At 67.4% G+C, this 12,414-nt stretch carries 8 protein-coding genes; 4 read left to right on the forward strand and 4 right to left on the reverse strand.

What is annotated here, in order from left to right; translation table 11 throughout:
- Window positions 1-235: 235 nt before the first annotated feature.
- Entirely contained in the window at window positions 236-2,986 is a 2,751-nt protein-coding gene (locus ACWJI7_RS12030) for a TIGR03960 family B12-binding radical SAM protein (protein WP_479938198.1), read from the reverse strand.
- Window positions 2,987-3,105: 119 nt separating this feature from the next.
- Here ACWJI7_RS12030 and ACWJI7_RS12035 point away from each other — a divergent pair, with 119 nt between their 5' ends.
- The 3 genes from ACWJI7_RS12035 to ACWJI7_RS12045 are packed head-to-tail and all read left to right on the forward strand — an operon-like array spanning window position 3,106 to window position 5,608.
- Window positions 3,106-4,365, forward strand: a complete 1,260-nt coding sequence (locus ACWJI7_RS12035; RefSeq protein WP_479938199.1) for an LL-diaminopimelate aminotransferase — start codon at window positions 3,106-3,108, stop codon at window positions 4,363-4,365.
- Between the two features lie 46 nt (window positions 4,366-4,411).
- Complete coding sequence (gene clpS / locus ACWJI7_RS12040; protein ID WP_479938200.1) at window positions 4,412-4,744, forward strand: ATP-dependent Clp protease adapter ClpS; 333 nt, start codon at window positions 4,412-4,414, stop codon at window positions 4,742-4,744.
- Complete coding sequence (locus tag ACWJI7_RS12045; RefSeq protein WP_479938201.1) at window positions 4,745-5,608, forward strand: CPBP family glutamic-type intramembrane protease; 864 nt, start codon at window positions 4,745-4,747, stop codon at window positions 5,606-5,608. It begins immediately after the preceding gene.
- Here ACWJI7_RS12045 and ACWJI7_RS12050 read toward each other — a convergent pair.
- A complete protein-coding gene (locus ACWJI7_RS12050) occupies window positions 5,605-6,852 on the reverse strand; it encodes an HlyD family secretion protein (protein ID WP_479938202.1) in 1,248 nt (415 codons plus the stop codon). The genes ACWJI7_RS12045 and ACWJI7_RS12050 overlap by 4 nt on opposite strands.
- Window positions 6,849-8,996 carry a peptidase domain-containing ABC transporter gene (locus ACWJI7_RS12055; RefSeq protein WP_479938203.1) on the reverse strand — a complete coding sequence of 716 codons (2,148 nt, stop codon included), beginning with the start codon at window positions 8,994-8,996 and terminating at the stop codon, window positions 6,849-6,851. The genes ACWJI7_RS12050 and ACWJI7_RS12055 overlap by 4 nt, the downstream gene beginning before the upstream one ends.
- 581 nt (window positions 8,997-9,577) lie before the next feature.
- Here ACWJI7_RS12055 and ACWJI7_RS12060 point away from each other — a divergent pair.
- The gene (locus ACWJI7_RS12060; protein WP_479938204.1) at window positions 9,578-9,787 is read left to right on the forward strand and encodes a hypothetical protein; all 210 of its coding nucleotides are present in this window, start codon (window positions 9,578-9,580) and stop codon (window positions 9,785-9,787) included.
- An 871-nt stretch (window positions 9,788-10,658) separates the two neighbouring features.
- On the opposite strand, the gene ACWJI7_RS12065 is transcribed toward ACWJI7_RS12060, so the two are convergent.
- Window positions 10,659-12,281, reverse strand: a complete 1,623-nt coding sequence (locus ACWJI7_RS12065; protein ID WP_479938205.1) for a photosystem II high light acclimation radical SAM protein — start codon at window positions 12,279-12,281, stop codon at window positions 10,659-10,661.
- Window positions 12,282-12,414 lie beyond the last annotated feature (133 nt).

The raw sequence follows: 12,414 nt of genomic DNA on the forward strand, positions 1-12,414 counted from the left end.
GGTGGCTCAGTGGAGCCCTGCCTTGGTAGGGGAATGGATCCCTGAGGGAAGACCCGTCGCGCAGAGCGTGCCGCAAAGCCGCTCGACTGCTGCAACAGCGGGGATGAAGACGGAAGAGAAAACCTGATGGGGACCATCCTCAGGAGGATCAACCTCCCTTGACGTCGAATCTGCCGGAACGCGATGACCGGCCGGATGTCGCAACAGTGTCTACGGGCAAGTGGGCCGTAGGGGCCTACGGAGCGGTGGGCCGTAGGGCGGCGTCTGCAGATTGAAAACCACAGACGGATCTGCCGTCTTGAAGCGACGTTAGCACGCAGACACCGACGGATCGGGCCGCCGGGCGGAGCAGCAGCCGCTCCCGACGCACCCGGCCAAGGTCGAGCGGTCGGCCCAGCCTCTGCTCCATCCAGTGGCGGAGCTGGTCGGGCCGCAGGCCGCGGCCCTGGGCATCGATGGCGGCACGCATCCGCAGGCCGCAGGAGCCCCCCGCTTCCCGGTGGGCCTCCAGGGCCAGGAGGTAGGGGCGGCAGTCGCGCCGTCGCGGCCGCCCCTTCTTGTCGGTGTCCTCCCAGGGCAGGCTGCCGGCGGCGAGCAGATCGTCCACGGCGGCGCTCCAGGCCTCCGCCGGGAGCGCCGCCCCGCCCGGCGCCGGACGCAGCTCCACGCTCCACTCAGCCGCCTCCAGCTCCTGGGCCAGGCTCGGACCCTGGACGGGCACCTCCAGCACGGACAGCAGGCGGAACTCCGCCGGCAGCTGGGCGTTCAGCCCCTCCAGGGCCAGAGCGGGATCCACCGGTGCCGAAAACTCCAGGTCCAGCCAGTCGCCGCTGGCCTCCACCCCCAGGGGCAGGGCCAGGGCCAGCTGGAGCCGCGGCAGGGGATGGAAGCCGCCGCTGAAGCTCACCGGCAGGGCGCTGCGGCGCAGGGCCCGCTCCAGCAGGCGCACCGTGTCGAGGTGGCTGAGCAGGGCGAAGGAGCCGGTCTTGGCGAACCCAAACCGGAGCCGCTGGCTCCGCTCACTGGCCGGGGCCCGGGGGGGAGCGGGGGCTGGAACGGGCGGCGGGGGCACCACCACGTTGTGGCCGAAGTCCGGGCCGCAGACCCCGCAGTGGCTGCAGCCATCGAAGGAACAGTCGGGAACCGGTGCTGCGGCCAGCGCCCGGGCCAGATCCTCGGCCAGCCACTCCTTGTCGACCCCGGAATCGATGTGATCCCAGGGCAACGGCTGGCGGCAGAAGGCGGCCAGCTCGGCGCCCTGCATCGCTTCGGCGGCGCTCCAGGCCCCCATCTCCAGGGCCCGGTAGCGCCCCCCCAGCCCCGCCGCCTCGATCGCACCTCTCCAGGCCGCATCGGTGGCCTCGATGGTCTCGAACCAGGCGTCCCGTCCGGCGCCGGCTCGCCAGGCCGCTTCCAGCACGGTGGCGAGACGCCGGTCCCCCCGGCCGACGAAGTCCTCCATCGCCGAGAGGCGCACGTCGGTGGTGTTGACCTTGAGACCCCGCAGCGGCCGCAGAGCCCCGCGCAGGAGCTCCTGCCGCCGCAGGAACTCCGCGGTGGACACGCTGTGCCACTGGAACGGGGTATGGGGCTTGGGGGTGAAATTGCTGATCGTGAGGTTCAGCTCCAGCCGGCCGAGATCGTTGCACTGCTGCTGAAGACGGCGGCAGGTGTCGGCGATGCCGATCACGTCGGCGTCGGTTTCCCCCGGCAGACCGATCATGAAATAGAGCTTGACCTTGCGGTAGCCGCTCTCCATGGCGGTGCGGATGCCCCGCAGCAGCTCGGCATCGCTGAGGCCCTTGTTGACGATGTCGCGCAGGCGCTGGGTGCCCGCCTCCGGGGCAAAGGTGAGCCCGGCCTTGCGGGTGCCTCCCAGGATGTGGGCGATGTTGGCGTCGAAGCGATCCACCCGCTGGCTGGGCAGGGTGAGGCTCACGTTGTGCTCCGCCAGACGGTTGCGCAGCTCCACCCCCACCGCCGGCAGGGCGAGGTAATCGGAGCAGCTCAGCGAGAGCAGGGAGAAATCGGAGTAGCCGGTGCGCTCCATTCCCGTTTCCACCGCCTCGATCACCGCCTCGGGTTCGACGTCGCGGGCCGGGCGGGTGAGCATGCCCGGCTGGCAGAAGCGGCAGCCGCGGGTGCAGCCCCGGCGGATCTCGATCGTGAGCCGGTCGTGGACGGTTTCGATGTGGGGCACCAGGCCCATGCCGTAGTGGGGCATGGGGGTGGCCACCCGGCGCAGCACCCGCTGCGGCAGCTCCGGCAGCAGCGGCGCCAGGGTGACGCCATCGGGCCCGGGGGCGTAGAGCGCCGGCACGTAGACCCCCGGCACCTGGCCCAGATCCCGCAGCAGGTCCGATCGGCTCAGACCGGCCGCCTTGCCTTCGGCCACCACCAGACCGATCTCGGGCAGCAACTCCTCGCCGTCCCCGAGGGCGATGAAATCGAAGAACGCGGCATAGGGCTCGGGGTTGCTGGTGGCGGTGGGGCCACCGGCGAAGATCAGCGGCGGCGCGCCCGGATCGGCCAGGGGGAGATCACGCCGGGCAGCGGCGTGGATCGGCACTCGGGCCAGATCCAGCATCTCCAGGATGTTGGTGGCGCCCAGCTCATAGCTGAGGCTGAATCCCAGCAGATCGAAGGCCGCCAGGGGCCGGCGGCTCTCCACACCGAACAGGGACTCCCCGCTCTGCCTGAGCCGGGCGGAGAGGTCGGCCGCCGGTAGATAGGCCCGATCGCAGAGCTGCCCGGGAACCGTGTTGAGGATGGAATAGAGAATGATGTGACCCAGGTTGCTGGCGCCCACCTCATAGAGATCGGGGTAGGTGAGTGCCCAGCGCACGGCGGCGGCCTGCCAGTCGCGGGGTTCCACCCCCCGCTCATGGCCCAGGTAGCGCCCCGGCCGGGCGATGTCGCGGCCCACCAGCCGATCAAAGGCGACGGGCCGGTGCCCGATCGGCTCGCTCGCGGGGGCGACGGTCACGGCGGCAGGGGCAGGGGCTCATCCCGATCGTATGCAGGGCGGATCCTGCCGGCCGCCCAACCGCCACCCGACCCGGCGCCATAGGAGGATGCCCGGCAGCAGAAGCAGCGGGCGCGGCAGTGGTCCAGATCAACGGCAACTATCGGAAGCTCAGGGCGGGCTACCTCTTTCCCGAGATCGCCCGCCGGGTGACGACCTTCGCGGAGGCCCATCCCGAGGCCCGGCTGATCCGCCTGGGCATCGGGGATGTGACCGAACCCCTGCCGGCCGCCTGCCGGACGGCGATGGCGGAGGCGATCGAGGCGATGGGGAGCCGGGAGGGGTTCCACGGCTACGGCCCCGAGCAGGGGTACCCCTGGCTGCGGGAAGCGGTCGCCCGCCATGACTTCCAGGACCGCGGCTGCCCGATCAGCGCCGACGAGATCTTCATCTCCGACGGTTCGAAGTGCGACAGCAGCAACATCCTCGACATCCTCGGGCCGGACAACCGCATCGCTGTGACCGATCCGGTCTACCCGGTGTACGTGGACAGCAATGTGATGGCGGGGCACACCGGCGAGGCCGACGACGCCGGCCGCTACGGCGGTCTCACCTACCTGCCGATCACCGCCGCCAATGGGTTCGAAGCTCCGCTGCCCGAGGGCCGGGTCGACCTGATCTATCTCTGCTTCCCGAACAACCCAACCGGAGCCGTGGCCACCCGGGCCCAGCTCCACCGCTGGGTCACCTACGCCCTCGCGCATGATGCCCTGATCCTCTTCGACGCGGCCTACGAAGCCTTCATCCGCGATCCCGAGCTCCCCCATTCGATCTACGAGATCGAGGGAGCCCGCCGCTGCGCGATCGAATTCCGCTCCTTCTCCAAGACTGCGGGATTCACCGGAACCCGCTGCGCCTTCACCGTGGTGCCGCGGGGGCTGAGCGGCACGACCGCCGACGGAGAGGCGGTGGAGCTGTGGGGGCTGTGGAACCGTCGGCAGAGCACCAAGTTCAACGGCGTGAGCTACATCGTGCAGCGGGGTGCCGAAGCCGTCTACTCGGAGGCAGGCCGGGCCCAGGTGAAGGCGCTGACCAGGTTCTACATGGAGAACGCCGCGATCATGCGCCGGGAGCTGAGCGCAGCGGGGCTGGAGGTCTACGGAGGGGAGCACGCCCCCTACGTGTGGCTGCGCACGCCGGCCGGCCTCGATTCCTGGGCCTTCTTCGATCGTCTCCTCGCCGAGGCCCACGTGGTGGGAACCCCCGGCAGCGGCTTCGGCTCCGCCGGGGAGGGGTACTTCCGTCTCTCGGCCTTCAACAGCCGGCTCAACGTGGAGGAGGCCATGGCCCGGATCGCCCGGGGCTCGCTGCTGCCTACCACCCCGGGGAGGGCCGCGTAATTTGGCTACGCTCCTGAGCGATCGGGCCCTGTCGACAGCGACACCCATGCCTGTTCCGGCGCCAACGGCTGTTTCCACCCCAACCCGCTCCCCGGGGGGGGCCGCGGTGATCGAGAAGGAGGTGCAGCGGGTCCGCAAGCCCTCCCCCCGCTACCGGGTCCTGCTGCACAACGACCCGGTCAACTCGATGGAGTATGTGGTCACCACCCTGCGCCAGGTGGTGCCGTCCCTCAGTGAGCAGGACGCCATCGCCGTGATGCTCGAAGCCCATAACACGGGCGTGGGTCTGGTGATCGTCTGCGATCTGGAGCCCGCTGAGTTCTACAGCGAGACGCTCAAGGCCAAGGGGCTCACGAGCACGATCGAGCCGGAGAGCTGAGTGCCAAGGCGGGCCTGGCTGGGCTGGATCGGCACCTTGCTCTATCTGCCGCTGCTCTACGGCCTCGGCTGGTTGGCCGTGCAACCTGTCGCTGCGGTCGGAGTGCTGGGCGGCTGGCGAGCCGATCAGATCGCCCTGCTGGGCACGGTCGTGTCCTTCGCCCTGCTGCTCCTGACCCTGCCGCTGCGCCTGGGGACGGTCTGGGGTGAGCCCCGGCCCTGGCGGGCGCTCGGCGTGGCCGTGGGCTGGGCTGTCGGCCTGCGCTCCCTGCTGCGGGGATTGATCATGGCCCTGCTGCTGCTCCTGCTGGTGGCGGGCCTGCTGCTGATCCGTGGTCAGGCCCGCTGGAGCGGCGGACTGACGCCGGCCGAAGTGGGCAATGCCGTCCTGCTGATCCTGGGGGTCGGCTTCGCGGAAGAACTGGTGTTCCGAGGCTGGCTCTGGGGCGAGCTGAGCCTGCGCCTGGGGGGAGGCCGCCTGGGCGATCAACGGGCCCTGATCGCCCAGGCGGTGGTGTTCAGCCTGGCCCACACCCGCTTCAACCTGGGCTTCGCGCCGATGGCCGGCTTGCTGGTGGGCCTGCTGCTGCTGGGGCTGGCCCTGGGGCTGCAACGCCGGGCCGATCGCGGCTCCCTGTGGGGGGCCGTCGGTCTGCATGGTGGTCTGGTGGGGGGATGGTTCTCGCTGCTGGCCGGTCCGCTCCAGATCGACCCCACCGTGCCGCTCTGGCTGGCCGGACCGGGCGGAGCGGATCCCAATCCGATCGGAGGCCTGCTGGGCTGGGCCGGTCTTGGGGCCCTGCTCTGGGTGCGGCGGCGGTCGCTGGCCGGGGGCGGGGCAGCTGCCGGGGCCGGCCCGGGCTAGGGCTGCAGCAGGAAGCGCCCCTTGCGGAGCAGAAACTGCAGCACGGTCTCCTGCCGGGTGGTGATGTCAGCCGTGATCGCCATGCCGGGGCGCACGAGGCAGCGGCGTGTGGGGGTCTCCAGGCTGGTGGCCTGGGGCTGCAGGGTCACCTCAAAGCCCGGCGAGCCGGCGGCGGGCAGGCCCGGGGAGCCCGGATCGGTGCTCACCCCACCATTGCCCCCCTCAACCGGCACCACATCGGGAGAGACCGAGGACACCCTCGCCCGGAGGGTGCCGAAATCGGGATAGGGACAACCATCGATCCGCAGATCGGCCCGCTGGCCATCCGCGAGGTTGTCGATGTTCTGGGAGCTGACCCGCACCTTCGCCACCAGCTCCCGGCCGCTGGGCGCCACCCGGGCCAGCTCTTCGCCGGTGGCCACCACCTGCTGGGGGTTGCGCAGGGAAAGCGAGAGGATCACCCCCTCTCCAGGTGAGCGGATCGTCGAGCTGCCCAGATCGCGGCGGATCTGGGAGCTTTCACCGCGGTTGGCCGCGAACTGCTGAACCATCCGCGACAGATCCGCTTCGCTCTTGGAGCGCAGCTCCTCCACGGCCCGCTGGGCCTGATCGAGGTTCGAGCGGGCGACCGCCGCACTGGCCAGGCGCTCATCGAGCTGCTGGGCCGAGACGGCTCCACTGGAGGCGAGCTGCTGGTAGCGGCGGGCCTCGGTCTCGGCCAGGGTGAGGGCGGCTTCGGCTTTGCGCACCTCGAGCTGGGCCCCCTGAAGGGCCGCCTCATTCTGGCGTCCCAGGGCCGCCTTCTCCTGCTCCAGGGCCGTGCGAGTCGAATCGAGCTGGGCCTCCTTGCCGACCAGATCGGCCGGATTGAGCACGGCGATCACCTGGCCGCGGGCGACCGTCTCATTGAGGCGGACGTTGATCGAGCGGACCCGGCCGGAGAAGGGAGCGTGGATCACGCTGGTTTCCCCACTGGGGCGGATCAGGCCCACCCCCCGCACCACCACCCGGTAGGGCCACACGGCCATCAGAGCGATCCCGCCGGCGAAACTGCCCACCATCACCAGCCCCAGCGCCCGGACCCAGGGGCTCACCGAGGGCAGGAATTCCTCAGCGGTGCTGGCGTTGAGCACCAGGCCGGCATCGATCGGCCGCACGGCCAGCCGCCCCGGCGGCTGCGCCGGCGGGGTCACCGCCAGCAGGGACTCACCGGAGGGTTGATCGGCGGGGGGAAGGTCACTCATGCCGGCAGGAGATAGGGGGTGAGCGGTTCGAAATCCTGCAGTTCCTGGGGCGGGCCCTGGAACTTGACCTGGCCCTGCTCCAGGTAGACCACCCAGTCACAGCGGAGGATCACGCTGGGCCTGTGGCTGATCATCACCGTGGTGAGGCCCTGGCGCAGGGGCAGGAGCCGATCCAGCAGCCGCCGTTCCAGGCCGGGATCGAGGGCCGCCGTGGACTCATCGAGGATCAGCACCGGGGGCCGCGCCACCAGGGCCCGGGCGATCGCCAGGCGCTGCCGCTGGCCTCCGGAGAGGTTGGCGCCGAATTCCCCGAGCACGGTCTGATAGCCGTCGGGGAGGTCCCGGATGAATCCGTCGGCGAGGGCCAGATCACAGGCGGCCACCACCTGGTCGAAGCCGGCATCGGGATAGGTGAAGCGAAAGTTCTCCAGGATCGTTCGATTGAAGAACTGGGGGTCCTGGGGAATCAGCGCCACCTGCTGGCGCAGGCACTCCAGCGAGATGTCCTTGAGGCCATAGGGGCCGTAATGGATGGTTCCGCTCTGCGGCGGATAGAGGCCTGCCAGCAGCTTCACCAGTGTGCTCTTGCCACACCCCGATTCCCCGATCAGGGCGGTCATGCAGCCGCCCGGGATCGTGAGGTTGAACTCCTTGAGCAGGTCGAGACGACCGGCATGGTGAAAGCTGAGATTGCGGCAGCGGATCTCGCTGCCCAGTGGGAGGGCCACCCAGGGTTTCTTGGCGGCGTTCGGATCCTCCACCGTTCCATCGAGCACCTCCGAGAGGCGATGGAACACCACCTGGGCGGTGATGAAGTCCCCGGCAAAGCCCACCAGGTCCCCGAGGAAGCCCAGCACGTTGAAGCCCATGCCGTTGAAGGCGAGCAACTGGCCGATGCTGAGCTTGCCGGCAATCACGAAGCTGCTCCCATACCACAACATCGCCAGGGTGGTGGCATTAGAGAGGAGATCGGTGGTGGTGGAGCCGAACAGCTCCAGCTGCAGGGTCTTCCAGCGCAGATGGGACAACGTTCCAAAATTGCGCTGGTACTCATCCCAGACCTGCGGCGTGGCCTCGGTGGTCTTGAGCACCTGGGCGCCGCGGAAAGCTTCAACCAGAAAGCCCTGGTTCTCCGCGGATTTCACGATCAGGCGGCGGGTCTTCTGCCGCAGCGCCGGCAGGAAGACCAGATTGGCGCTCACCACCAGGAGAAAGGCCAGCAGCGACACGGCCGTGAGCGCCGGGCTGTAGGTGAGCATCACCAGCAACGACACCAGGGCGACGAACAGCTGGCTGGGCAGGCCGAGCACCACATCGCCGATCAGGCCGTTGATGTGGTTCACATCGCTGATCCGACTGACCACCTCACCGCTGCGGTGGCTGTCGAAATAGGTCATCGGCAGCCGCAGCAGCTGGTGGCCGTATTCCTGCAGCATCCCCAGTTGCAGCCGCTGGGCGAAATGGCCCACCAGGTGGCCCTGCAGCAACGAGATCAGATTGCGGAAGAGGAACAGCACCAACATGCCCAGCCCGAGGCTGGTGAGCAGCTGGGTGTCGCGCCGGACCAGCACATCGTCGGTGAGCAGCTGCATCAGCAACGGCATCGCCAGGGCCAGCAGGCCGATCACTCCATTGATCGCCAGGGCCTGGAGCAGCAGCCCCCGGTAGGGCAGCACCAGCCGGAGGAAACGCAGGAACGGGGCCTTCGGGGCCTCCTCCTGCTCGGCCAGTCGGTGCCGATCGGGCTCAAGCAGCAGCATCACGCCGTTGCTCCAACCCTCCAGAAACTCCTTCTCGGAGAGCCGGCGCAGCCCGACCGCCGGATCCGCGATCACATAGTGCCGCCGGCGGCGCCCATGCAGCACCACCCAGTGGTTGCCCTTCCAATGACAGATGGCGGGCAATGGGATGGCATCCAGGTGCTCAAGCAGATCGGGCTGGGCTCGCACCGCCCGGGCCTGGAAGCCGATGGCATCCGCACCGCGGCGAAGCCCGAGCAGGGTGGTACCCAGGGAACCGGTGCCCACCAGCTCCCGCACCCGGGAGAGGGGCAGGTTGCGGCCATGCTGCCGGGCCACGATGGCAACGCAGGCGGCACCGCAATCCTCCTCGGAATGCTGCTCGACGAAGGCGTAACGGGGCATGGGCAGCGGGAAGCCCCAACAGGAATAGCGGTGTGGTTAACCCTAAGCCGCGCCGCCAACAAAACGTCGTAAATGAAGCGAAACACATCGCCCGCCGCCCTAGACTTTCGTAAGAGATTCTTACAATTCTCTGAGTTCTGGTCGAAAGAGTTGGCTGAGCGCAGGCCAGCAGAGAGGTCAATCGCCGCTTCACTCAAGACAGCGAAACAGGCCGATGCAGCGCGCAATCAATAATCCGTCACACTCACGAGCCCTTGCCTCAAACATGCCAAATGGGAGGTATCGCGCATAACAGCGAGACGGTTCATGCCTAACACCGCCTACAGCAAACTGTAAACAAACCTGAAGTTTATTTCAGTTTTGATCGCCAGGTTGGGGCTCACCAGTTTTGTACCTAGTGTTCAGACATGGTGAGCCGAGGCCTCCAGTTCAAGCCTGCAGATCCTGCCTGGATCCCATCGGATCCTGCACCGGTGCCTATGGAGAACCATCTCCGCACCTGCCCATGGGGATCTTCCCGTTGACCTGGTGCCTCAGTCCCATAACCACAGCCCAGCTTCACTTTTTCTTCTCTTGCAACCATGGCTTACTTCACCCTGATTGACGACGCGGCTACCCAGAGCATCTCGGGTGGCTTCCTGAACCGCTCGTTCAACCGCAGCAGGACCACCACGACCACCACAACCACCACGGACAACTCCGACAACTCCGACAACCGCAAGCAGAGCGCCAATCGCATCTCGAACCGTGGCTTCTCCGGCAACGGCGCCACGGTCAGCTTCAGCTCCTGAATCAGGTTCTGGACCCAGGGCCAAGAAATTCTCAACGCAAAGCTGGGAATGGCCTGGCCACAACCCAATCCTTTGATCTACCCAGGCGCCGATCGCTCGGCGCCTTTTTTTTACCAAGGTCCTGGAGAGATAAGCCCTGGCAGATCGTCCTGCTTGTTGCCGATGTTGGTGATTGCAACAGTCTGATCGTGCCGATCTTGACCCCAAATGACCGATCAATGACTGGACGTGGACCCGACGTGTCTTCCGAAGCAAGAGTGATTCAGAGCCCTGCGGGGTAGCCCCCGCAGGGCTCTGAATCACTCCCCGGCATCTTCAATGGGTGAATCAGGCAGGAGCCTGGGCAGCAGCGAGGAACTGCCGGATCACACTGATACTGAGCATATTGCCGGAAATCCCACGATTCCGAAGCGAGTTGACGGTCGTTTGCGAGTTGTCACTATTATCAATCGAAACATTGAGCTCCACGTTATACGTGACCTCCCGATTGGAGTTAAATGATCGATTGAGAATGCCCCCTGAAACACCCTCGGCCAGGTCGTCAGCGATGGGCGTGAAATAAGTCACTGTTCTGTTCGTGCATAGAGGACGGCAATCTCAAAAGGCTTGTGATCGGTAAAGAAGGCGGCATGAACCGCTCATTTTCTTTACAAATCCTCACCCCATGGATTGTTCCTTCTTTCTACTGTCCAGTTCACGGCGATGATCGTTCTGGAGGAAGAGAAGTCATAGAAATCAATGTTCCGTTGCCTGGTCCCATCCCCAGCCTTGCTGAGCTCGGCGAGGGAGGCGGTGACGTCCCCCGATCACTCCCGACGCTCGAATGGATCCAGGGGCAAGGGGGTGCGTCCAGGCTCAGCAGAGCAGGGCCTCAGCGCACCGCCGTGGCCAGGGCACCACGGCCCTCCACCGGCGCATGCAGAGCCTCCTGGAGGGGGGCCCGGCCGTAGTCGCGCTCCAGGAGATCCATCACGGTGCGGCCGAAGTCCTTCGGGTTGCGCTCAAAAGCCTCCAGGCAGATCCGTCCGAAGGTGCTCCCCATCGGCTCGGGGTTCCAGAGCAGCTTGCGGGCCGTCCAGGGCATCATGCTCATCGGGTTGTACCCGGGCTCCAGCAAGCCCTGGTCGAAGCCGTACTGCTCCAGATGGGTGTGGGGCTGGAGGCCGATAAAGAAGATCGCCGGCTCCACCTTGTCGGCCCCGAAGATGCGCTCCAGCTCGCGGTGGTAGGCGATGGTCTGGCGGATCGTCTCGGGCCGCTCGTCGATCACGTTGAACGAGTAGTTCACCGAGACGTGCTCACGGAAGCCGGCCCCGGCCAGCCGGCGGCAGTTCTCCAGCACGGTGCGCAGGTTGTAACCCATGCGCATCTTGCGCACCAGCTCCTGACTGCCGGAGGTGATGCCGATCTCGAAGTAGTCCATGCCGGTGGCCACCATCAGCTCGGCCAGCTCGGTGTCGAGATTGTCGGCCCGGATATAGGCGGCCCAGCGGATATCGCCCATGCCGGCGGCCTGGATAGCGCGCAGCAGCTGCTTGGCATCCTCAATATAGCGGCGGGCCGGAATGAACTGAGCATCGGTGAACCAGAACCCCCGCACGCCCCGATCGTAGAGCTGGCGCATCTCCGCCACCACATCTTCCACCGGATTCACCCGCACCGCCTTGCCCTCCACCACGGTGTAGACGCAATAGCAGCAGTTATGGGGGCAGCCGCGTTTGGTCTGCACGCCCACGTAGAAATCACCCCCTTCGAGATACCAGTCGAGCTGGGGCCAGATCGAGGCGATGTAGGTGTAGTCGCAGGCGGTTTTGCTCACCCCCGCCGGCTGTTCGTGGATCAGCCCCGCCCGGGGGGGGGCGCCCACCACATAGCAGCGTTCAGCGGCCAGGGATTGGCCGCTGATCAGTTTCTCCAGCAGGGGCTCCCCCTCCCCCACCGACACCACCGTGCCCGCCGGCAGGCTCTGGCCCAGTTGCTCGTAGAACACGCTCACCGCCCCGCCGCCGATCACCACCCGGGCGGCGGTGTGGTGCTTCCGGGCCCGGCGCAGCCCCCGACGCACCAGGCGCAGATTGCGCCGGAGTTCCCCGTAGAAAGCGCCCATCAGCCTCAGGCCCCCCAGGGCACCGCGCAGGCGGTGGAGCGGATTGGCGGCGTAGAACACCTCGAAGGAGTTCTGCAGCGGGTTGCCGCCCCGGCCGTCCACCGGGGCATAGATCTGGATGTCACGCCAGGAGAACACCAGGAGCGTGGGGCGGAAGGCGTCCACCGTGCGCAGCAGCACGCGCTCCACATCAAGACTGGGCACTGCCGCCAGATCGAGAATGCGCTGGGGCAAGCGTGGAAAGCGCTTGTGCAGGTGATCGGCCAGGTAGATCGGTCCGATCGGAAAGATCGGATTGCAGGGGAGGCGGATCAGCAGCACCCGCTGGGCGTCGCCGTGATCGGTCGATGGCGGCGGCGGCTGCCGCGGCGACGGGTCAGCCCCCATCGTGAGCTCTGCTGGCGGGCTTGGACGCTAACGAAGCGGACCCGGGGCCGGCCTGCCCCGGGTCCGGGTCCGGGTCCGGGTCCCACACACCACCCGGGCCGCCCACCACCCGCAGCAATCCTTAAGCCCCGCA

The organism is Cryptocyanus atlanticus LEGE 06306, assembly GCF_056633155.1.

Coding starts and splice junctions, on each gene's coding strand:
- ACWJI7_RS12050 (WP_479938202.1), bottom strand. CDS start 6,852: ATGAGTGACCTTCCCCCCGCCGATCAACCCTCCGGTGAGTCCCTGCTG.
- ACWJI7_RS12055 (WP_479938203.1), bottom strand. CDS start 8,996: ATGCCCCGTTACGCCTTCGTCGAGCAGCATTCCGAGGAGGATTGCGGT.
- ACWJI7_RS12060 (WP_479938204.1), top strand. CDS start 9,578: ATGGCTTACTTCACCCTGATTGACGACGCGGCTACCCAGAGCATCTCG.
- clpS (WP_479938200.1), top strand. CDS start 4,412: ATGCCTGTTCCGGCGCCAACGGCTGTTTCCACCCCAACCCGCTCCCCG.
- ACWJI7_RS12065 (WP_479938205.1), bottom strand. CDS start 12,281: ATGGGGGCTGACCCGTCGCCGCGGCAGCCGCCGCCGCCATCGACCGAT.